The following is a 19,564-nucleotide window of genomic DNA, read 5'->3' on the forward strand; positions in this document are numbered from 1 at the left end:
TTCAGGGAATCCGCGTCCATCCGGTGCCGGAATTTGCCGCGAGGTCGATTTGAACATTTACCGAGAGTCCGGATCCGGAGTTCGGTGTCGGAGCTGGCGATACCGTTGGGGCCGAGCCGGATGAGGGTGGAGTTCCCAGCACGGTGACGCTGGTATTGCCGAGGATCGCCTGGATGAAAGGAGGCCGGTAGACGTCGTCTGAGTCTCTTTGGATCGAGTAACTTACATTGACGGGATAACCGTTCAGCACTTCGGATGCTGAAAATTCCAGCGTGCCGGTTACCGGTGGTGGAGACCAGTGGCAAATTCCCAAAACATAGAAATACCCGGTCGGATTGATATTGTAGTAGGCGGGAGCCAGCACGCCGGGAAGTAGGCTTCCAAGAAGCCCGGATGATGCGGAATGGAAGGTCAGATTGACCGATGCCGGATTTTTTGGGTCAGCCAGAGTCCAGGTTGGACCGTAATCTTCAACCGGGCTTGCTGGATTTCCCGGGCTGGTGCCGGTAACGCCGATATACTTCGGATAGACGTTCAGAAGATTCGTCTGCAGCTTGATAAATGCCGTGGAACTCACGACCGGACCATATCCCACGAGGTATTTTTGACGAAATTGCCCATCCACCAGAACGGCACCTGAGGCACTGTTTCCCAGTTCGATTCTTCCAGCAACGCCATGGATTTCATAGCGATACGGTTTCCCAAGAGAAACTGAGGTAGAGCCTGCATCACCTTTCAAGGTGACAGGAGACGACATTCCGGGGGCCCAGCAGGATACCTGGGCTGTGGCGGATGGGATGAAAAATGGCGATACCAGCGCGAAAGCTAGTGCCTGAAGATGTGAGCGGGTGCTCATGGCGGTTGGGTGTGGGAATTTGGCTCTCACACAAGCTCGGGACTGCTCGTTTGAAAGTAACACTGAACATTTCACCGAGGTGGCAAACGTTCAATAAATGGTAGAGTCAATTTTGTGATGAGCCGAAAACTGAATTGTCGATATCCCTCAAAACGGGCTCGAAATGCAGGTTTCTGAAGTCGCCGCTTGGATTGGTTGAAATCCCGGGCACTATTCCCCCGGAAACATGGATGAGCGGGATACAAATGAGCCGATCTTGATGAACGAAGCTGCGGAAGTTGTTCCGGGATTGCGTCAGGATTTGGCGGTTTTGATGAAAGTGCGACTGAACACCTTCGTGTTGGTCACCACGCTGTTCGGATTCTTGTTGGCTTCGAAAGGCGGAACCATGCAATGGGTTCAGCTCATCAACACCTTGATCGGAACGGCAGCTGCGGCATTTGGATCAGCGGCATTCAATCAATTGATGGAAGTGGATTTGGATGCCCGGATGCGCCGCACCGCGAACCGGCCATTGCCATCACGCCGGATGGATCCGCTGGTCGCATTCGGCATCGGCTGGCTTCTCTCAGCGGTCGGGATCATTCACCTCGCGGTAAAGGTCAACGTTCACACGGCTTACCTCGCGGCTGGAACGATCGCCATTTACGTCTTTATCTACACGCCGCTCAAACGATTCAGCTCCACCAATACCTTGATCGGTGCCATCCCCGGGGCGATCCCGCCGATGATCGGCTGGGTGGGCGCGGGCGGAAACCTCGATTGGCAGGCTTGGTTTTTGTTCGCACTCCTGTTTCTTTGGCAGCTTCCACACTTCATCGCCATCAGTTGGCTGTGCCGTGAAGAATACGAAAGCGCCGGCTATCAGATGTGGTCGAATGGAGATGTTTCAGGCCGCAAAAGTGGCATTTTGGCAGCGATCTTTTCCATCGTTCTAGGGGTAGTTTCCCTGATTCCTTGGGCACTTGGATTTTCCAATATCCTGTGGGCAATCATCGGCCCGATTCTTGGCGTGGTGATGGCTGTGCTAGCCATGAAGTTCCGCAATGAAGGTGATAGACCCTCAGCCCGACGCTTGTTTTTCTCCACCCTCATCTATCTGCCAATCGCCCTCGCGGTGTTGCTGATTTCGTGGAAGAACTGAGAAATCGCTTTTGACGCACTGGGTGATCCGCTTGGATGCGCGCCGTGAGCAAACTGATCAAAGCGGCACGGGTATTGACGGATGAATTGCGGGATTTGGAATTTCCGGCACCGGTGGCCTATACCTATTTGCCTCTGGAATACGCCTGGAAGCCACACGAGGATTACCTGAAAAAATTCGGCTCCGGCAAAAAGCGGGTGTTGTTTCTTGGAATGAATCCAGGCCCATTCGGCATGGCCCAGACTGGCGTTCCGTTTGGTGAGATTGCGGCGGTCAAAGACTGGATGGGCATTCAAGGTGAGGTGGGCAAGCCCGCTCATGAGCATCCGAAACGGCCGATCGAAGGATTTGCCTGCCAGCGTTCTGAAGTGAGCGGCCGGAGGCTGTGGGGATTGTTTCAGGATCGGTTCGGCACCGCAGACGCTTTTTTTGAAGATCATTTCGTCACCAATTATTGCCCGCTCGTCTGGATGAGCGCCACCGGGGCAAATCTAACACCGGATAAAATTGCGGCGGCAAGTATGGTGGAAGTCGAGGGCGCCTGTCTGCGGCATCTTGCCAGCACCATCCTGGCATTGCAGCCGGAGTTTCTCATCGGGGTCGGTGCCTTTGCCGAACAACGAATCCGCACGGCTGCTGAAACGGTCGGAAGCAAAGCATCTATCGGAAAGGTGCTGCATCCGTCACCCGCATCACCGGCGGCGAATCGCGGCTGGGCGGAAGCTGCCACGAAGCAATTGCTCGCCCAAGGCGTTTGGGCCTGAGAGCGGTTTATTGACCGAGGGTCGACCGCAGCGACTCGATCAATCCGGCGTCTTCAGAGCGGCCTGCGTTTTGCAGTGAACCGATCAGATTGTTCAGCAAGCGGATCATGATCGTTCCGGGATCTGTGGTTTGCCGGAGTTGCTGTTTTTGGGACGAAGTGAGTTCATCTGCATTGGCCAGCAAAATATCCTGCGGGTGAAGTCGGCCACCATCGAAGCAATCGACGATGTAGGCCAAGCCGTCCTCATAAAATCGGCAAAGGAAATGTCCCGGGAAATTGATGCCTTGCACTTCCAGATCCAGTCTGCGGGCGAGCAAAATGTAGATCAGGCACAGCCCGAGTGGATTCGACTTTCCTTCTGAAATTGCCCACGCGAGGTCAGAGTTACGGGGATCGTAGTAGTCGGCGCGATTTCCCACCAGTCGTTTGCTTTCAAAAAGAAATCCCCGCAGTTCGTTTTCGCTGTACACACCTTCCTCCGTTGCTTCTTCGGCGAGAAGATCCAAGGCGTCCGAGAGTGGCTGGCGCAGGGTGATGCCATCGTGGAGAAAATCCGATAGAGCACGCAGCAGGGCTTCGAATGAATCCCAGTCTTCACGCATTGCCTTGGCTCCACCTGTCGGGACCACCCATTCGCGTGCAAGAGCCGCACGACGCGGTGGAGCGAGCATGGTGGTGAGCAGTTCACGCTCATGGTGATCCAGCTTATGCGGTCGGGTTGCCAACCACTCGCTCAGATCGCCTGTGGAATCTGCGAAACGATCCGCTACCCAGCGCCTGACTTCCGGCGTATCGTCATCGATCAGCCGGAGCAATGCGTCGAGTTCATCGCTGGCGGGTGGAAGGGGTGAAGTTGGCATTTGCGGAACGACTTCAGCCTAAACTTAATCCCCGGATCGTCAAGAATCAGCCCGGTTGGAGCGTGTCGTGAACGCTGGTTCAAACCGGGGAAGGTGGTGTGAGAAGGAGGCTCAAAAACTACGAGAAAAGTCGTAGTTTGAGCCTCCGGTAAATTTCACAGCGTCTGTGGCCTCAGGCTTTGATCTGGTCTTTCACCCAAGTGGCGAGTTTTTCGTCGTCGTCCCCGCAGGCCCAGACGTTGCGGAGGAAATCGGCGAGTGGAATATCACCATTGTTGGCAAGGAAACGGCGGTCACCACCACAGCCAAACATGAGGTCCGGATCCAGTTCGCCGCGCAGTTTTGCTTTAGCTTTCGGGATAATGCGGGCGAAGTAGGGGATGCCGTGAAATTCCGCAGTCTTTGCAGGAACATCGTCTGCAGTTACCCGGTTCGTGCTTGGAACCCCGTGTTGCACGGTGAGGAAGAAATCGCGGCGAGCAGCCGCCACCAGCAATGCGGTGGAGATGGAAGGAACCCCGTATTCACAGTAGTCTTCGACAAAATCGAAGAATTCCCGCGGCTGATAGCCGATGGATGCGAGGAAGCTGAGGTCCACCTCGCTGTAGTAATTTTCAAAATCCTTGTCGCCACCCTGATAGGCGGCAACGCAGCGGTCGAACAGGGTGAGAAATTGATCGTTCCAGGTCATAAGTTTGCAATACGATGGATTTTACCAAGCGGCATCTTTATTTTTTGTCGATCGGGGCAATCGCATCAATCGCTTCCAGCAATCCGCCCTCGAGGTCCGGGCATTTCAGGGAATCCAGCGTGTCGTCGAGTTGAGCCACATTGCGCGCGCCGATGATCGAAGACGTCACGGCGGATGAGCGCAGGGACCATTTCATGGCCAAATGGTGGAGCGGCATGCCGTGAGCGGCTGCGAGGTCACCGAGCGAGCGGATTTTCTCCTGTTGAGCCTCGACCTGCTCGGTTTGCAGAAAACCTTCCGGACGTGCGGCGCGGGAATCAGCCGGGATGCCGTCCAGGTATTTCGGTGTCAGCATGCCTTGGGCAAGCGGGCTGAATACGATGCAGCCGATGCCTTCTTCCTGAAGCCAATCGAGGATGCCATTGGCTTCCGGCCAGCGATTGAGGATGGAGTAAGGTGGTTGGTAAATGAGCGTGCGGATGCCCATTTGTTTGAGAATTTTCACCGCTTTCTTGAGCTTTTTCAGCGGATATTTGGAAAGCCCGACGTAGAGCGCTTTGCCGGAATGGACCGAGGTGGCGAGCGCGGACATGGTTTCTTCCAAGCGGGTGTCCGGATCTGGCCGGTGCGAATAGAAGATATCCACGTAATCCAGGCGCAGGCGGCGCAAGGATTGATCGAGGGAAGAAAGGAGGTGTTTGCGCGATCCCCATTCTCCGTAAGGACCGGCCCACATGTCGTGTCCGGCTTTGGTGGAAATGAGTAGCTCGTCGCGGTGGCAGACGAAATCCTCGATCAGGATGCGACCGACGTTTTCTTCGGCGGAGCCAGCCGGCGGGCCGTAGTTGTTCGCCAGGTCAAAGTGGGTGACGCCGCGATCGAACGCGCGATGCATCATTTTGCGGGATTCCTGGAAATTGTCGACGTGACCGAAGTTGTGCCAGAAGCCGAGTGAAATAGCAGGGAAGAGGAGGCCGGAGTCACCGCAGCGGCGATAAGGCATGCGGCCGTCGTAACGGTTGGGGTCGAACATGGCTGGAGGATGGAAAAATGCGAAGGAAATGAAAAGGGCGAGATTGTGACAAATGGAGGAATCAGGCTTTTTCCAAGGCATCCAGGCGCTGCAGAAGCGGAGGATGTGAGTAGTCGAGCCAGACTCGCAACGCGGATGGGGTCGGGTGAGACAGATGGTCCGCAGAAAGTTTTTTCAAGGCTTCAGACAGCGGCTGGCTTTCCCCGGTCATCTTGGCGGCGTAAGCGTCTGCCTCGAATTCATGCTTACGAGACCAGGCGTGTGCCAGGACTCCGAGAAGCTTGCTGACGGGTTCGAGAAGGATGACGAACAGGACCAGTCCGACATGAGGCGAGATTGAAGAGACGCCGAATCCATCAAATAGCAGGCGGGCAAACTGGCCATGGGGATCGGTTGCCATGCCCAGAAGGAAAAAGATCGCTGCCATTTGCAGAATGCCGACCATGAGCCGTTGCTTGATATGGCCACAACGAAAATGGCCGATCTCATGGGCGAGAACCCCAAGCAGCTCTTTGCGGCTGTGTTTTTCCATCAAGGTGTCGAACAACGCGATTTTTTTGCGCTTTCCGAGGCCGGTGAAAAACGCGTTGCCCTTGGTGGAGCGTTTCGAGCCATCCATGACAAACACCTCATCAAGCGGAAAGCCGCATTTCTGGCCGAGGGATTCGATGTCGTTTTTCAAATCACCTTCCGGCATCGGCGTGAATTTGTTGAACAGCGGCATGATCAACGAGGGCGCAAGATAGGTGAGAACCAACTGGAAAACCGTGACAAACGCCCAGGCCCACAACCAGGCATTCGGGACGTTGATGAAAATCCACAAAATTCCGGCGGTGAGTGGTAGCCCGATGACTGCGGCCAGCAGCAGGCCCTTCAGGCGATCGATCAGGAAGACCGCAGGTGTTGATTTGTTGAATCCAAATCGCTGCTCGATGACAAACGTGTCGTAAATCGAGAATGGCAGGGAAAAGAGCGACTGCCCGAGAAACAGAAGTGAAAGGAAAATCAACCCGACCACGACTCCCTGATCCGAAAAGGAGCGGGCAAAACCGTCCAGCCAGGCAAAGCCCCCACAGAACCAGAAGGTGAGCAGCAGTGCGAGACTTGCGGTGGATTGGATGATGTTGAACTTGGCGCTGACGCGTGAGTAGGCGTGTGCGCGATCCAGCTTTTCCTGATCCATCACGTCGCTAAGGCGCGGCGGGACGGCGCGAGGGAAGGCCTTCAGATTCAAAATGGTGGCGACAATTTCCAGCTTCCACAGCACGAATAAACTGATTAGAACAACGATTGTCATGAAATTCCCCTCGCTCATTTCGAGCATCATGCATGTCTCTAACCGACCGACAAGAGCAGTGCTTTTGATGATCGCGATTTTGCTGTGCGGCTGTGCCAATTTTGTATCGACCAAGCACAGCTACGCTCCGGAAGCCTCGTCACCCGCAGCGGTGGTGAATGGTGCGAAAATCCGCCTCCAGCTCAAGCCGGAGGGAACCCGCAGCGGGGCCTATGCGTTGACAGCCATGGTCTACTCCGCTGCGGTGGTGCAACTGGACGGGCCATTCCGCTGGCGCATGGAAGCGACAGGAAAACTGGGCCAGCAGGAGCAGCTGGTTCTGCATCGACTCCGCACCAAGACGAGCAAGACCAAGAGGGATGAGTGGTATCCGGTGGAACGCCTTGGCAATCGGGTCGATTTTGTCCGGAAAAAGGGGACGGATGGGGAAGTCCGCGCCGTTTACGACATACCGGGTCTGCTCGTGGTGAAACCGGAGGAGGATGGTGAGCTGGAAGTTTTGGCGGATCTGACGGTGGTGGCAGCGAAGAAGAGTGTGCGTAAAACGGTCCGGTTCAAACTGGAGCCATCGAAGAAAAAGCAGAATGAATTTATTTTCGTTCCTACCGAGATCGTCAAAGGCATCGGCCAATCGCCGGAAGATTGGGGGGAAAGTGATTGGGATTGAGCGTTGCCGGTTGCCGCAATTGCGCTACGATCGTGACTTCCACATGCTGAATCCGCGTCCAATTTCCCAATTCTTTGCGCTGGCGGCGGTCAGCGGTGCGCTTTTGCAGGCTCAGGATCTCGGTGCTGCCAAAGATCTCGCGGTCGCGGACACGCCTTCATCTCCGACCCATCTGGTCACCCCGGAGCCAATGGTCCCAGGGCGGTCGGTGAACGATGGATCAATTTTTACCCGGCGGGATGCCAGAACGATTACGCTGAAAATCCCTGCGCCTCGCGGGCAAATCGTCGATCGGGAGGGGGAACCTCTGGCGCAAAATCGCGTGGCCTATCAGGTCGGATTGCAATACAGCCAGTTCGAAAACGCGGATCGGGATTTTGTTGTCAACTGGGCGCGGACACGCCTGGACGCCCTGCAGGCGATTGAGAAGAACATTCGGACTTTCACGGATGACGAGCTTTACGATCACTACGAAAATCGCCGCTGGCTGCCACTTCTGGCAACCGGTGAGCTTCAGGAAAAAGAGGCTCGGGCCTTGGAGCCGAAGCTGCCATCCGGTCTGATTTTGCAGGCGCTTTACGAGCGCTATTATCCAAACGATGACCTGGCGGCCCATATCATCGGCTATTCCGGGAGCGTCGGGAAACTGCCTACCGGCCCCATCAGCTACAACGAGCCGATTTTTGAAGAATCGGAAGGCCGCGCCGGGTTTGAGAAACTTTTCAACAAGGAGCTAAGTGGCGATCCGGGCATGAAACGCCTGATTTTCGACGAAAACGGCAACAAGTTGTTGGAGGAGCAACTCAAACGCCCGCTGCCGGGTGGCACGGTCGTGACGACACTTGACCTGAAATGGCAAAAGTTGGCTGAAAGCATTCTCAAGGATGGCGCGCAGCGCGGCGCGTTTGTGGTTTTGGACGCCGCCACAGGGGAGGTTCTGGTGATGGCATCCCGCCCGTCCTTTGACCTCAACATGTTCATCCCCGGGATCGGAGAAAAAGACTACAAGGCTCTGAACGATGATCCGGCGACCCCATTGTTTAACCGAGCATTCCAGTCCGTGTATCCACCGGCTTCATGCTTCAAGCCTGTGGTCGCCCTTACGGCTCTCAACAATGGCGTGGTGACTCCCGATTCGACGATTTATTGCCCGGCTGCGGTGCAAATCGGTGACCATGTCTTCAAAAACTGGAGCAAAATCCCGGAAGGAGACATCAACGTCGAGCGAGCCCTGGCCCGCTCCAATAACTCGTGGTTCTACCAAGTCGGAGTCAAGACCGGCCCGGCGGCGTTCTTGTCGACCGCGAAACGATTGGGATTTGGTAAAGTGACCGGCTTGCCGCTGATCGGCGAGTCTTCTGGGTTAGTTCCAGATGATGCCTACATGCGGCGAGTTCACAAACGGCCGATCTTGGACGGGGATACGGCGAACATGTCGATTGGCCAGGGGCCGCTTCTGGCATCGCCACTTCAGGTGGCGCAGGCAATGGCTGGCATCGCCAATGGTGGTGTGTTGCCCGAGTTGCATCTCATCCGTCAAATCCAGGATACCCGGGGACGGGTGGTAAATGCTACGATGCCTGAGCGTCGCAATTGGCTTGGCATCAGTGATATCGCCTTGCAGGCAGTTCGGGACGGGATGCGTGATGTGGTCAATTCCGGCTACGGAACCGGCCGGGGTGCTGCCCTGGATTACACGGAACTTTGCGGAAAAACCGGAACCGCACAATGGGGGCCGACTTCCAAAAATCAACGCCTGGCTTGGTTCGCTGGATTTCTCCCTCACGACAATCCTCGTTATTCCTTTGCAGTGGTTTACGAAGGTCGTCCCGGCGAAACCGTGTCGGGTGGGCGGATGGCCGCTCCCATGGTGCGCAAGTTTTTCGAAGGGGTTCGTGAGGATATTGAAGAAACCATCAAACCGCCGGAACGCGCAGTGGTGGTGGTCGATGAGTCGGACCCGGCCCTGCAAGCCGCGCCACTCGACCAATCAGGGACAGACGGCGAACCTCTCCACGCTTTGCCGGTCGAGCCATTGAATGTGCCGCCTGCTGACCCGGCCCAGACTCCTGATGTGCCGGTTGCGCAACCGGCAGAAGAAGCACCGCCCCGTGCTCTACCGGTTGATCCGGACGAAATCATTGATGACGGGACTGAAGAACCGTGAGTTGCAGCTCGCAGTCGCGGATTTTCGCTTTGCGCTGGACCTCTTCGGACGATCCCTTCAGACAAGGGCAATGCCTGCTGGCTCATGCCATGCAGAAATAAAATCGCATTCAGATCAATAACCTCATGGATATCCAAATCGCCACTCTCGCCGACTTTGCAGCCGACTATAACGGCAAGCTCGTCATTTCTGGAACCTTTGATACCCTTGCTGCTCGCACGTTGCCAGTGGTCCATCCATCCTGCGCTCTGGCGCTTCGTTTCTGCTTCATGCCTGAAGATGGCGGCCGTCACAAACTTTCGATCACCATCATCAACGAAGACGGTGAGGCATTGGATCCAAACAACATGCCGATCGAGCCTGAGTTCGAAGTCCAACTTCCAAAGAATGTTCCATTCCTTACCCGGAACATCATTCTCAACCTCCAAGGCCTTCGTTTCCCAAGCGCTGGCATCTACTCCGTCGACATCGGTTGCGATGGTGAAGTGCTTGTCCGCCTGCCACTCCGCGTGGTGCAGGTGAATCAGAACGCCAATGGCGAATCTCAACTGGCCTGATCGACAAGGTGGCGTAAGCTGCCGCCATGTCCGATTTCCCCAGTTACTATTCCTGCGCTCTCATCACCGGTGCTTCATCCGGTCTAGGTGAGGAATTCGCATTTCAACTCGCGCCGTCTGTCTCCAAACTGGTTTTGGTGGCCCGGCGCGAGTCTCTTTTAGACCAGATCGCCGAACGCATCCGCAATCGATTCCCCCACGTGGCGGTAGCGGTATTTGCCGCCGATCTGAACCAACGCGCCGAGCGTGACGCGTTGATCGCTTCGCTCGAATCTGCGGATTTTCTTCCAGACCTGCTGGTCAACAATGCCGGCCTCGGTGACTACGGCGAATTTGCCACAGCGGATTGGTCCCGCATCGAAGCCATGCTGCACCTCAACATCGAGGCGCTAACCCATCTGACCCATGCGTTGGTGCCTGGCATGATCCGCCGTGGAATCGGCGCGGTGATCAATGTCAGTTCGGTGGCGAGCTTGATGCCCATGCCGGATTTCGCGGTCTACGCGGCCTCAAAGGCTTACGTGACGAGTTTTTCCGAGGCGTTGCGGGTGGAGCTCAGCGATTACGGAATCCCGGTGCTTGCAGTTTGCCCCGGACCGGTGAAAACCGGATTTGGCGACGTCGCACGCCGCAGCTCGGACAATCAGGCATTGCCCAGTCCGAAGTTCTTGTATGTGCCGAAGGAGCAGGTCGTCAGCGAATCTCTGACTGCGTTGACGAGAAACCGGGCCAGGGTTTACCCGAGCATGAAAATGGCCGCTGCGGCGCTGCTGGTGAGTGCGATTCCGATCGTTCTCTTGCGCATCGGCATGAGTTTTCGGCCACGGCGAAGCTGAATTTTTGTAATGTTCGGGAAATTTCGTGATCCTGCCCCGGAATCGTGTCAGGTTTTCCTACGTGGATATTTTAGCCGATCAAACGAATCACGAGCTAGGAAGCGATCATCCCCGGGTTGAGCCCGCAACCATTGAGGATTTGCCTGCCCTGACGGAGTTGGTGGTCGAGTTGTTCAGCGACTCTGGCGACTTTACTCCGGATCGGGCGGTCCAGGAGCGCGGGCTTCAGCTTATTCTGGAGCAGCCCAGTCGTGGTCGGATTTTCGTTCTGAGGAACGATCACCGGATTTTCGGCATGGTGAATTTACTTTTTACCATTTCCACCGCCCGGGGCGGATTTGTGATTATGATGGAAGACGTCATCGTCCATCCAAGCCATCGTTGCCTTGGTTACGGCACGATGCTGCTGAAGCACGTGGTGGAATTTGCCCAGCAAAAGAATTTCAAGCGGATCACACTGCTCACCGATAAATTGAGCGAGGAATCGCAACAGTTTTTCGCCAAGCACGGGTTCACCTATTCCACGATGATCCCGATGCGCTTGATGATTGATTGAGTGGATCGGATAAAATGATTCTAACGATTGGCAATCACCCGTCTAGAAATGCGTATCGCTCTTATTTCATTAATCATTATCGCTAGTTCATTCTTCGCGTTGGGGAGTGGCGACGATGATAGGCAACAGGTTGAACACGGAAAGCCTGGTGTCGGAAAGATCCGAGTAGAAGCTCAAGGAGATTTTCGCTTCAAAGGGGTATATTTTGTTCCGGAAGGCGTAGGGTTAAAATTTTTCTACGGAATATGTGGAGGTAATGGACCTGAAGGGGATTTTGGAGGAATTCCCCCAAAGCGTTTCAAAATTCAACGCTCTGTTGCTGGTGAGATCAAGACATTCAGTATTAATGTCGAACAGCTACTGCATGCCAACACCAAGGATTTTGAATTGATGGATGGTGACATAATTTTCGCAGCCACCATAATTTTTTGAATTAAAAAAATCGTGAACCCATCGCATGAAACCAGCAAAAGCTCGTGGTTGGGCATTAACGGTTCTAAAGAAAGACTATTCCTCTGATGAATCCGAAGCGGGAATCATCGATTCTTGGGTAAAGCGGATCAAGATTGCAAATCCGCTGTTCTTTCGGGTGATCCCGACCATCGCGCTGCCGCCATTCTCGAGCTTCCAAAGGTGCGTGCCGACTGCCATTTCAGCAGGAATGGCGGCGCTGTCTGGTAAATCCGCGGCCTGAACAGGATTGCCGTGCAGTGCGGAGATCAGCTGGGTGCATTCTTCCCAGACTTCTTTCAGCTTGGTTTGGTATAGCTGGGCCGAAATGGCTGAGGTTTTCAGGTTGATCTCGTTTAAGGTGTCGTCGTCGGCCCATCCAAAGGTGATGAAGCAATCAAGTCCGCCGAGCTGGACCTTGGTTTTGAGATTATCAGTCAAGCCCATCGAACCAAATACCGAAACCTCGGGAAGCGTCTCAACCAGCGTGCCGTCCTTCAATTTCTCGTAAACCGCATCGTGGGTGTCGCCGAAATTCAGATTCCCGAATACACTCGATGATTCAGGAACTTTCGGTGCGATGGGAAAGTTGGCCTCGATCCATTTTTGGTCGTCCGAGTGGAGTTTTTCGATCGCAAAGGTGATTTCGCCCCCCGTGGTTCGCTTGATGGTGATCTCATCTCCATCACGGCTGACGTATTCGCCCTTGAATGAGCGGGAGCCGTCGGCGCTTTTCCACTCACGCACCTCGGCATGGAGTAGAACGCTGGAAAAGAAAAAGCAGAGCAGGGGAAGTGAGCGGAACATGAGTTGTTTGAGTTGACGTGTCCTGCAGCGGGTTTCTTCAAAAAAACCATGGTTGGCGAGCCTGAAAACAGAACTTCAATCTCCAGACGTGCTGGCAGGTAAGAATGCCTCCCGTGGCAGCACAAAAGGCAGATATCGAAGTGAAAACCAGTATTTCGGCAAAAAGTTGCAGCGGATTGGGTGGATTCCAAGATGCCAGTGAGGAGGATAGGGGGGTGATGTAAGAAATCTCGAAAAAATTGAGGATTTTCCCTTGTCAAAATCCGGTCCATTCTACATACATCGCGCCCCGCGAAAGCGAATGGGTAGATGGCCGAGTGGTTAAAGGCGGCAGACTGTAAATCTGCTCTCATTTGAGTACGCTGGTTCGAATCCAGCTCTGCCCACCATTTCTTTTTCAACAACTTAGGGAGCCGAAAGGCTCCCTTTTTTGTTTTGCCGATTTCGCGTTCCGTCAGACCCCGATCCGCCTTGCCTCAGGCGAAATTCGATAGAGGGCCACATTAGGCATCCTCTGACCCCTAACAATGGCTTTGCGGGAATTTGGCAACTGGAATGACACCCTTCGAGCACCGCTTCTTCGGATTCCGAAGTTTCAATACCCTCGTTGGTGAGTCATGGCTCGATGTCCGTCGCTGATGAAAATCAGAGGTCATTCTTTTGGAAAAATCCTCTAGGCTATCCGGCGGTTCTGAGCAGCTCGATTTCAATTTGGCGCGATCTCGTGCTCGGCTGCGTCGGTTTGTTCTGGGTTATTTTTTGCGAGTAAGGCGATGACTTGGAAATGACTTTCGAAATGGTAATCGGTGGTCGCAACTTGAGGAATATCCTCGAATGCTCGCTGTGGTATGCCAACGAAGGTTCCCGTCTCGTATCCTCTGATCCTCATCGTCGCCCCATGTTCGGGGAACTTGAACTTCGAGAATGAGAACGCCTGAAGCTCGATCATCACTGGATTCTCAAGTTCTTTGTCGCCGATGGTTGTGACCGACATCAGCTTCTTACCTAGGTGGGCGCGTGTTCGGGTGTCACTGTCATCAATCATTTTTCCTTCGATCTCAATGATCTCTCCGAAACCAGCACCCAAAACCGATTTTAAGGTGAGAGCTTTGCCGGCATCTTTCGATTGGGCCATCGGTACTGCCATGAGAAAAAGAAGAGTCAGAGTGAGGTTCTTCATCATTGGGGAACAGTAGAGTTGTGGCTTGGTGGAGTCGAGTTTCCAGTATGAAGCGGATTAGCGTCGTTGTTGCTACCACTGCCTTTTCGATTCTTTGATGCTGGAATGAAAGTCCAAATACTCACCCCGAAGAGCATCACGATTCCACCATTCTCATTTAGCTAGTGGCTGAGGCCTATAGGCATTCAAGGCGGATCTAGATGCTGCGTGATCCGAGCAGCTGGTGTACTCCTTCGAGAATCCGCATGCCAGACCTTGTAACTCTCACCCCTCCAAACTTCGTGGCTACGCCCGAAGAGCTGGAGGAAGTGATCATTGGTATTCTGTGCCAGAATCCATTGCAATAGAACTAGTTTTGCTGTCGACGGCGGATCAAAATTGATTTCAGAGTATGGCGCTATCACTGTCGGTTAGGTGCGCTTCTTCGGCTGATCCATAGCTCCTCGCGTGCTTCATTGCTTTTGCTCGGATGATCTCTAGCGCAATGAAAGGAACCGTTCCAAGAATCAGCGGAACCACCCCAATGACCCACAATGGAAGTTGCCATTTATCGATCGCCAATCCAGACCCAAGGCACACGGTTCCAAGCCAAACTGCGAAGAACAGCGCAAAAGAGTAAGTCTTCAGCACCTGCCTCCATTGGATTGGGAGTTTCTTAATAATCGAATATGATGCCGAGTGTCCGAAAATCCAAAACCGATCCCGATGGGTATGTCGCTTCACACGGTATGAAGATAAAGGGATTAACGGAATGAAGATCACTGCAAACCACTTTGTTGTAATCACACTTCCGTCGGCCTGTGGAGAGGCTGCACCGTAAAAGCGTGTTCCGATTCCATTAATTGATGTTGGCATATATAGATGATTTAAAGATTTTCAAAGCAGTGCTGATTGCGGCTAGCTGACGAAGCGGTATCCGCATTGAAGGCATTCCTGATCCTGGTGGCGATCTTACAGCTAGGCCGCAGCTCGTCAGTCTCGATTTCATTATGCCCAACGTCTGAATTCGGACAACTACACTCGTGACGGACTCTCAATGTAGATCCGATCAACAATTTTAATATCATGGGGAGAGAGATCATGGTCAGAATGATTGAAATCCAAATCACAGCCCAATTTCGATTTGAGTTCATCTTTGTGTTCTCAAGTGCTACACCAACAAGGTAAAGTGTAATTACCATAAGCTGTGCGATGATTGCTATTCTGCCATCATTATGATGTTGCAGATCTGTTCTTGATGTTGATGTCCATCCAGACTCGCCAGTGATGAACAAAAGTAGAATCAATGTGATTAGATGGCGTAAGAATGACATTTTCTACTGAATATCTAAGCTAAGACAGGACTGAGATGTAGGCCTTGGCTCGAGCCTATTGGATGGGGGCGCTTCCTGTATCAGGAGGATGCCCCAACCATGCTGCACTTTCGGGCGTCTGAGTCAATACTGCACTCCTCCCTCGGATACCAAATCCCATTCCAATTCGAGGTGAACATTCTCTGTCTTAACTAAACCAAAAACGGTCCAATAATCCGTTGCATCTCAATTTTGGGTTGGTGCACCTGCCGCCTTCGGAAGAGTGAAGAAACGGATCAGAACTCCGATAAGAATAAGTAAGGCAATCACCGAAACGACCAATCCCCACGCGGTAGTTAGCAGTGAAACCGAAATGTCTCCGGCTAGGGCTTCGGGATCCGCTTCGCCAGTCTCCGAAAGTTCGCCGAATGCGCCGAGCATCCCTATGACCGTTCCAGCCAAACCTAACATCGGCGGGATGATCACACCAGCGATCGAAATCCAAATGGCTCGAAGCCAGAACCTCCGGCGTAGCCTCACTTGTTCGTCGGTCGCACCTGAGGTTAGCGGTGCTTGAGGCGGCTGGTTCGGCTTCATTTGATTACTGCATTTTTAATCACTACCTTCGAGATTGTAACAGGTGCTGGGGCTTCGAAGGGTATCTTATGAATATCTATTTCTGTCCCTTCCGTGAGAATATTGAAACTGACTCCAGTGAACTCTCGCACGTAACCGTTTGAAAAAGTCACGTCGGCATCAATCCACATCAGTCTTTTACCTAAATTCTTAGTCGCTTCACATGTGAAAACGACAAAGCCGACCCAGCGGCCACTAGGTTGTTTGATGTGAGTCCCGAGCAGCTCGTCCGCGCTTTTGGTCTCAGCAGAAAACTTTACGCTAGATAGTATTGGCTGCTGCCAGTCAGCGCTCGGTGGAATAACGATTTCCTCAGCAGGAATTGTAGCGACTGCGGCGAAGCAGAACGCACCTATTAGGAGGTTAACTTTCATATTTTTCAGAACATCTAGCTCATCCACGGCGGGGCAGGAAGCCCGAACTCAAACTAGAGCGTTACCCGCCGTTGGATGGTGCGTCTTGTTCGCCACTTCCCTTTATCCCGAAGAGTCGATCCGAACCAAAAAGACCCTTCTGAACCATTGTGCTAAGTCTCTCGATATTCTCGTCATAATCGTGGACCTCAACGCTCACTTCATGGTTGGCGTAGATTCGAATAACTGATTTGCCCGGGTGCGTCATCTCGCCCACGGCGCTCACCAGATCTAAGACCCGATGGCATTCAACCCATTCCGAATTGAGTGATCGGTGGAAGCACCAACTATAGACGCCCCAGCCCTCCGTCCCAGCGATTCGCTTCATTAGGAGCGCATCTGCATTGAAGGATTCCCATTTTGACATGTTGGTCGCAAAAACTCTCCCACATAAAGGAAGCTCGAGATCGTGCGATCCGTGGATCCAAACGGAATCTCTCCAACCGTCCACCTTGCTGAAAGTTAATTTCGGATTCATCTCGTTTTAGCCCGTGCAGCGACAATTCTTTGGCAATAGCGCCTGGTTAGCCCTATTTTGCATCCGTCTGCATAAGGAAGCTGACCAATGCCTGCTTTTCGGCGAGCACTGTCGCGCTCGGCCAATGCACGGCAACAAGGTGGCTCTTGTCGAAGAAGGATGCCAAGCGCTGCGCTTCTGCGTCGCTGAGACTAGGAGTGCTAGTGAGATCAAAACATAGAATCTCGACTTTGCTGTCATGCCGAATGCCGAACAGTGTCAGGCTGCCGACGCGAAACGAAAAGCCGTCCTTAATCAGTCCTTGTCCTTGCAGACCGACGCGCGCAACACTCGCAGGCGGCACTCTACACGCGGCCAATAATTCGCTCCATTCCAGAGGCGAAGGCAAGGGCTGAGTGATCTGCTTTCGAATGTGAATCTCGCTAAAGATTCTATACTCACCTGATGGCTTACTCCTCTCACTGAAGATACGTTGCACACCAGAAATCTCTTCCTTGATCTCGGCGTCGAAAGCATGTGATACCGCCTCAAACTGTCGCCAATCGTCTTCGTGCAGCACGAAATCAGTCTCACGGCGCTCCGCGACTTGATCGAGTTCTGGCAGCGTGTCATTAATCGTCGCCAGAGAAAAATAGATCGTCTTGGGATCGATCATCTTTATCTCGGGCGCGGCGACTGCTGTGAGTCCAAGAGCTGATGCGATTGCTGTGAGGAAGCGTTTCATGATTTCTCGGCTAACGTTCATAGTTCAGGCACGGGCGATTGCCCGTTGCCTGTAACATCCCATAAGTTCGATTTATATCGATAAATCCGTCACATGTTCACTGCGAGAAAATCACATTCCTGAATCTCTGGTGAAGCGCTTCTGGGATCTCTCTTGAGAATCGGACTCTCCCTGAATGCTCGATCCAAATCTCGCCAGTGACAATCCCGGCATCATCGGCCAAGGTGGAAATCTCACGCAAAAGGCGGCTCATTGCTCTTCCCTTCAAGCGGTGCGCCGACCATCTCGAATCTGGATGGCAGATTCAGCAAATAGACGTGAGATCATCTTCATTTTCTGCCGAACATCTAGCTCATCCACGGCGGGGCAGGAAGCCCGAACTCAATTTGAGCGTCTTGTTCGTGTTCTTCTGTTTTGTGGTGGTGGCTTCCGAAATCCCTGTTGTCAGAAATATCCGCTGCCACTGGCCGGCTCCATGGCCGGGGAAGGGGAGAAAACTCATCCACCACTTCCTTCTTGGAACAATACTCTGCCCCCATCCGAATCCAGAACGTGATGCTGCTTCAACGTACGCTGTGCGTGGTGGATGATGTCGTTGGGGGTAGCTCCCTCTTGCGAGAATGCAGGCAAGGTCTTTTCGAGAAGGATTTGTGAAGGGTACATCTTTTCGTCAACGTTGAAGCGAACGAAATTGCCAGCCTTTTTTAAAGAGGCGTTCGTCGCGAGGATGCGCTCTTGCAGGGTCTGCTCCGGGAACTCGGTTAGCCCCGGGAGGGGTGTGTTCAAGGCAGCTAACATCTCATCGACCCCAACCGTCCTCTTCATCTCCCGTTCACGGGTTTTGGTGCCTAGGGTCGCCCCGTGTGCATCTAGAGATCGCACAGCTCCGCCTTGGCCTCTGCTTGCCTCAGAGGAGGGTTCGACAGTTCGATGGAATTGAGGCCCAGACATGAATCGTAGAAGCCCGAGGACTCCCAATAGCAGGATCACAATGATAACGATTCGGCGCTTCAACATGTTGGGCTAATGGAGATGAACGGTGAGTTTCTTCATTTTGTCATGAACGTCGAGGTCATTCACGCGGCTTGCCCGCGTTGACTGCAGCATCTTGTTCTGCTTTGCTTCTTACTTCCTTATGGTCGGCTCGTGGTCCACCAATTCGGCTTTAAAAGAAGTTGCGCGGTTGACGATCTGCTCGCCCACCACAATCGCTTCGTATTCAATTGTGACGAGATGCGACTTGCCTTGTTTCCTCAGGTCGCGGGGGTTCACTTCCCACAGCTTCTTGTAGTCGGCGTTCGGGATGTAGATTTCAATCTCTTTAGCATCGCGACCCATAACGCGGAGCGCCTCGTGTTGATCAAACCCAGCCGCCACCATCGCTTCGTGATACTTCACGTAGCCATCGTAGTTCTCGCCCAGAGCTTCGCGAGCTTTCTTCTCGTTGGCCTTTAGAGCCTTCTGATCGATTCCAGAAAGGTTGACAAACTTGTAAACTGGATAGCCGGTCAACGTCATTGTCTTCTCTGGGGCAGTAGCGCCTTCCTGTCCGCATGCCGTAAGAATGAAAGTTGATAGGGCGGCGATGAGCCAGATGACAGTTTTCATTTCCTGTGTATTATACTTTTAGGGCTCTTCAATGCTGACGGAATCAGAACTCGAAAGCGCGGCATCGAGAAATAACTGCAACGCCTGCGCTGCGACGGACCGATTCACGAAGTGATCGATCAGGTAATACCCGTCGTTATCGATCCGATAATTGTAGATTTCCTGGAGTTTCGGCCTGGCGATAGGCGAAGGGAGCTTATGCAGCAGATTCGCAAGGTCCGAGTCTTTGAATGGTGCACACTTTATCTTGTATTCGCGTCCCATGGTCTTGTTTCTGCCTAACGTTAAAGCGGCGCCAACGGCGGTGTCGAGCTACCAGAGCGAAGCGAATCATCGGGCTTGTTCGTCGTTGGCAGTAACATCTCATAAGTTAGATTTCAGCCACAACAAAGGCTACACCACTCGTTCCCAAATGGAACTCAAAACGGCCGCGTGATGCAATCTGATGTGACGCCAAGACCTCCGCTCCAACGGATGAGTCTGTGAACAAGATCAGGCATCACGCGGCTCCCACGGCCTTCAAGTCCGAGCAGCATCTTAGATCCA

24 protein-coding genes and 1 tRNA gene are annotated in these 19,564 nt (G+C 53.3%); 9 read left to right on the forward strand and 16 right to left on the reverse strand.

The features are described 5' to 3' along the window. Window position 1 precedes the first annotated feature (1 nt). The gene (locus JIN85_RS16405) at window positions 2-856 is read right to left on the reverse strand and encodes a hypothetical protein (RefSeq protein WP_200272767.1); all 855 of its coding nucleotides are present in this window, start codon (window positions 854-856) and stop codon (window positions 2-4) included. Window positions 857-1,115: 259 nt separating this feature from the next. Between JIN85_RS16405 and cyoE the strand changes: the two genes are divergently transcribed. Further along, window positions 1,116-2,000, forward strand: coding sequence for a heme o synthase (gene cyoE / locus JIN85_RS16410; RefSeq protein ID WP_200272769.1), 885 nt, complete (start codon window positions 1,116-1,118; stop codon window positions 1,998-2,000). 35 nt (window positions 2,001-2,035) lie between these two features. Further along, window positions 2,036-2,764, forward strand: a complete 729-nt coding sequence (locus JIN85_RS16415; protein WP_200272771.1) for a uracil-DNA glycosylase family protein — start codon at window positions 2,036-2,038, stop codon at window positions 2,762-2,764. Between the two features lie 7 nt (window positions 2,765-2,771). Here JIN85_RS16415 and JIN85_RS16420 read toward each other — a convergent pair whose 3' ends face one another. The 4 genes from JIN85_RS16420 to JIN85_RS16435 all read right to left on the reverse strand — a co-directional run bounded on the left by JIN85_RS16420 (window position 2,772) and on the right by JIN85_RS16435 (window position 6,647). After that, window positions 2,772-3,626: a transglutaminase family protein gene (locus JIN85_RS16420; protein ID WP_200272773.1), complete on the reverse strand. Its 855-nt coding sequence runs from the start codon at window positions 3,624-3,626 to the stop codon at window positions 2,772-2,774. A gap of 172 nt (window positions 3,627-3,798) precedes the next feature. Then, window positions 3,799-4,317: a hypothetical protein gene (locus tag JIN85_RS16425; protein ID WP_200272775.1), complete on the reverse strand. Its 519-nt coding sequence runs from the start codon at window positions 4,315-4,317 to the stop codon at window positions 3,799-3,801. A 37-nt stretch (window positions 4,318-4,354) separates the two neighbouring features. Next, window positions 4,355-5,350 (reverse strand): aldo/keto reductase, encoded by a 996-nt coding sequence (locus tag JIN85_RS16430; RefSeq protein WP_200272777.1) that lies wholly within the window; start codon window positions 5,348-5,350, stop codon window positions 4,355-4,357. 61 nt (window positions 5,351-5,411) lie between these two features. Next, window positions 5,412-6,647 carry a M48 family metallopeptidase gene (locus JIN85_RS16435; RefSeq protein ID WP_234047481.1) on the reverse strand — a complete coding sequence of 412 codons (1,236 nt, stop codon included), beginning with the start codon at window positions 6,645-6,647 and terminating at the stop codon, window positions 5,412-5,414. On the opposite strand from JIN85_RS16435, the gene JIN85_RS16440 reads away from it, so the two are divergent. From JIN85_RS16440 to JIN85_RS16465, 6 genes are all read left to right on the forward strand, one after another. Continuing rightward, complete coding sequence (locus JIN85_RS16440) at window positions 6,646-7,314, forward strand: hypothetical protein (protein WP_200272813.1); 669 nt, start codon at window positions 6,646-6,648, stop codon at window positions 7,312-7,314. The two genes, JIN85_RS16435 and JIN85_RS16440, sit on opposite strands and share 2 nt — an antisense overlap. A gap of 43 nt (window positions 7,315-7,357) precedes the next feature. Then, window positions 7,358-9,481, forward strand: a complete 2,124-nt coding sequence (locus tag JIN85_RS16445; protein WP_200272781.1) for a penicillin-binding transpeptidase domain-containing protein — start codon at window positions 7,358-7,360, stop codon at window positions 9,479-9,481. Between the two features lie 125 nt (window positions 9,482-9,606). Then, window positions 9,607-10,038 carry a DUF6941 family protein gene (locus JIN85_RS16450; RefSeq protein ID WP_200272783.1) on the forward strand — a complete coding sequence of 144 codons (432 nt, stop codon included), beginning with the start codon at window positions 9,607-9,609 and terminating at the stop codon, window positions 10,036-10,038. A 26-nt stretch (window positions 10,039-10,064) separates the two neighbouring features. Further along, window positions 10,065-10,874 carry an SDR family NAD(P)-dependent oxidoreductase gene (locus JIN85_RS16455; RefSeq protein WP_200272785.1) on the forward strand — a complete coding sequence of 270 codons (810 nt, stop codon included), beginning with the start codon at window positions 10,065-10,067 and terminating at the stop codon, window positions 10,872-10,874. Window positions 10,875-10,899: 25 nt separating this feature from the next. Beyond that, on the forward strand, window positions 10,900-11,430 hold the full coding sequence (locus JIN85_RS16460) for a GNAT family N-acetyltransferase (protein WP_325109707.1): 531 nt from the start codon (window positions 10,900-10,902) through the stop codon (window positions 11,428-11,430). Window positions 11,431-11,478: 48 nt separating this feature from the next. Next, a complete protein-coding gene (locus JIN85_RS16465; RefSeq protein WP_200272787.1) occupies window positions 11,479-11,862 on the forward strand; it encodes a hypothetical protein in 384 nt (127 codons plus the stop codon). Window positions 11,863-11,937: 75 nt separating this feature from the next. On the opposite strand, the gene JIN85_RS16470 is transcribed toward JIN85_RS16465, so the two are convergent. Continuing rightward, on the reverse strand, window positions 11,938-12,687 hold the full coding sequence (locus tag JIN85_RS16470; RefSeq protein ID WP_200272789.1) for a hypothetical protein: 750 nt from the start codon (window positions 12,685-12,687) through the stop codon (window positions 11,938-11,940). 303 nt (window positions 12,688-12,990) lie between these two features. Between JIN85_RS16470 and JIN85_RS16475 the strand changes: the two genes are divergently transcribed. Then, window positions 12,991-13,076: transfer RNA gene (locus JIN85_RS16475), tRNA-Tyr, on the forward strand. 317 nt (window positions 13,077-13,393) lie between these two features. Here JIN85_RS16475 and JIN85_RS16480 read toward each other — a convergent pair. The 10 genes from JIN85_RS16480 to JIN85_RS16525 form a co-directional block, all read right to left on the reverse strand. Then, window positions 13,394-13,822 carry a hypothetical protein gene (locus JIN85_RS16480; protein ID WP_200272791.1) on the reverse strand — a complete coding sequence of 143 codons (429 nt, stop codon included), beginning with the start codon at window positions 13,820-13,822 and terminating at the stop codon, window positions 13,394-13,396. Window positions 13,823-14,251: 429 nt separating this feature from the next. Then, entirely contained in the window at window positions 14,252-14,722 is a 471-nt protein-coding gene (locus JIN85_RS16485) for a hypothetical protein (protein ID WP_200272792.1), read from the reverse strand. A gap of 683 nt (window positions 14,723-15,405) precedes the next feature. Further along, window positions 15,406-15,756: a MotA/TolQ/ExbB proton channel family protein gene (locus JIN85_RS16490; protein WP_200272794.1), complete on the reverse strand. Its 351-nt coding sequence runs from the start codon at window positions 15,754-15,756 to the stop codon at window positions 15,406-15,408. Continuing rightward, a complete protein-coding gene (locus JIN85_RS16495) occupies window positions 15,753-16,196 on the reverse strand; it encodes a hypothetical protein (RefSeq protein WP_200272796.1) in 444 nt (147 codons plus the stop codon). The genes JIN85_RS16490 and JIN85_RS16495 overlap by 4 nt, the downstream gene beginning before the upstream one ends. Window positions 16,197-16,230: 34 nt before the next feature. Continuing rightward, entirely contained in the window at window positions 16,231-16,686 is a 456-nt protein-coding gene (locus tag JIN85_RS16500; protein WP_200272798.1) for a hypothetical protein, read from the reverse strand. 52 nt (window positions 16,687-16,738) lie between these two features. Next, the gene (locus JIN85_RS16505) at window positions 16,739-17,410 is read right to left on the reverse strand and encodes a hypothetical protein (RefSeq protein WP_200272800.1); all 672 of its coding nucleotides are present in this window, start codon (window positions 17,408-17,410) and stop codon (window positions 16,739-16,741) included. A gap of 97 nt (window positions 17,411-17,507) precedes the next feature. Then, window positions 17,508-17,678 carry a hypothetical protein gene (locus JIN85_RS22320; protein WP_425494633.1) on the reverse strand — a complete coding sequence of 57 codons (171 nt, stop codon included), beginning with the start codon at window positions 17,676-17,678 and terminating at the stop codon, window positions 17,508-17,510. Window positions 17,679-17,908: 230 nt separating this feature from the next. Continuing rightward, the gene (locus tag JIN85_RS16515) at window positions 17,909-18,235 is read right to left on the reverse strand and encodes a hypothetical protein (RefSeq protein WP_200272804.1); all 327 of its coding nucleotides are present in this window, start codon (window positions 18,233-18,235) and stop codon (window positions 17,909-17,911) included. 300 nt (window positions 18,236-18,535) lie between these two features. Then, window positions 18,536-19,018, reverse strand: coding sequence for a hypothetical protein (locus JIN85_RS16520; RefSeq protein WP_200272806.1), 483 nt, complete (start codon window positions 19,016-19,018; stop codon window positions 18,536-18,538). Window positions 19,019-19,036: 18 nt separating this feature from the next. Then, the gene (locus JIN85_RS16525; protein WP_200272808.1) at window positions 19,037-19,282 is read right to left on the reverse strand and encodes a hypothetical protein; all 246 of its coding nucleotides are present in this window, start codon (window positions 19,280-19,282) and stop codon (window positions 19,037-19,039) included. Window positions 19,283-19,564 lie beyond the last annotated feature (282 nt).

Origin of the sequence: Luteolibacter pohnpeiensis (assembly GCF_016595435.1) — a bacterium.
Classification (GTDB): Bacteria; Verrucomicrobiota; Verrucomicrobiia; order Verrucomicrobiales; family Akkermansiaceae; genus Luteolibacter; species Luteolibacter pohnpeiensis.

Excerpts from the sequence above, each read along its gene's own strand:
- JIN85_RS16405 (WP_200272767.1), bottom strand. The coding sequence starts at position 856 with ATGAGCACCCGCTCACATCTTCAGGCACTAGCTTTCGCGCTGGTATCG.
- cyoE (WP_200272769.1), top strand. The coding sequence starts at position 1,116 with ATGAACGAAGCTGCGGAAGTTGTTCCGGGATTGCGTCAGGATTTGGCG.
- JIN85_RS16415 (WP_200272771.1), top strand. The coding sequence starts at position 2,036 with ATGCGCGCCGTGAGCAAACTGATCAAAGCGGCACGGGTATTGACGGAT.
- JIN85_RS16420 (WP_200272773.1), bottom strand. The coding sequence starts at position 3,626 with ATGCCAACTTCACCCCTTCCACCCGCCAGCGATGAACTCGACGCATTG.
- JIN85_RS16425 (WP_200272775.1), bottom strand. The coding sequence starts at position 4,317 with ATGACCTGGAACGATCAATTTCTCACCCTGTTCGACCGCTGCGTTGCC.
- JIN85_RS16430 (WP_200272777.1), bottom strand. The coding sequence starts at position 5,350 with ATGTTCGACCCCAACCGTTACGACGGCCGCATGCCTTATCGCCGCTGC.
- JIN85_RS16440 (WP_200272813.1), top strand. The coding sequence starts at position 6,646 with ATGAAATTCCCCTCGCTCATTTCGAGCATCATGCATGTCTCTAACCGA.
- JIN85_RS16435 (WP_234047481.1), bottom strand. The coding sequence starts at position 6,647 with ATGACAATCGTTGTTCTAATCAGTTTATTCGTGCTGTGGAAGCTGGAA.
- JIN85_RS16445 (WP_200272781.1), top strand. The coding sequence starts at position 7,358 with ATGCTGAATCCGCGTCCAATTTCCCAATTCTTTGCGCTGGCGGCGGTC.
- JIN85_RS16450 (WP_200272783.1), top strand. The coding sequence starts at position 9,607 with ATGGATATCCAAATCGCCACTCTCGCCGACTTTGCAGCCGACTATAAC.
- JIN85_RS16455 (WP_200272785.1), top strand. The coding sequence starts at position 10,065 with ATGTCCGATTTCCCCAGTTACTATTCCTGCGCTCTCATCACCGGTGCT.
- JIN85_RS16465 (WP_200272787.1), top strand. The coding sequence starts at position 11,479 with ATGCGTATCGCTCTTATTTCATTAATCATTATCGCTAGTTCATTCTTC.
- JIN85_RS16470 (WP_200272789.1), bottom strand. The coding sequence starts at position 12,687 with ATGTTCCGCTCACTTCCCCTGCTCTGCTTTTTCTTTTCCAGCGTTCTA.
- JIN85_RS16480 (WP_200272791.1), bottom strand. The coding sequence starts at position 13,822 with ATGGCCCAATCGAAAGATGCCGGCAAAGCTCTCACCTTAAAATCGGTT.
- JIN85_RS16485 (WP_200272792.1), bottom strand. The coding sequence starts at position 14,722 with ATGCCAACATCAATTAATGGAATCGGAACACGCTTTTACGGTGCAGCC.
- JIN85_RS16490 (WP_200272794.1), bottom strand. The coding sequence starts at position 15,756 with ATGAAGCCGAACCAGCCGCCTCAAGCACCGCTAACCTCAGGTGCGACC.
- JIN85_RS16500 (WP_200272798.1), bottom strand. The coding sequence starts at position 16,686 with ATGAATCCGAAATTAACTTTCAGCAAGGTGGACGGTTGGAGAGATTCC.
- JIN85_RS16505 (WP_200272800.1), bottom strand. The coding sequence starts at position 17,410 with ATGAAACGCTTCCTCACAGCAATCGCATCAGCTCTTGGACTCACAGCA.
- JIN85_RS16515 (WP_200272804.1), bottom strand. The coding sequence starts at position 18,235 with ATGAAGAGGACGGTTGGGGTCGATGAGATGTTAGCTGCCTTGAACACA.
- JIN85_RS16520 (WP_200272806.1), bottom strand. The coding sequence starts at position 19,018 with ATGAAAACTGTCATCTGGCTCATCGCCGCCCTATCAACTTTCATTCTT.
- JIN85_RS16525 (WP_200272808.1), bottom strand. The coding sequence starts at position 19,282 with ATGGGACGCGAATACAAGATAAAGTGTGCACCATTCAAAGACTCGGAC.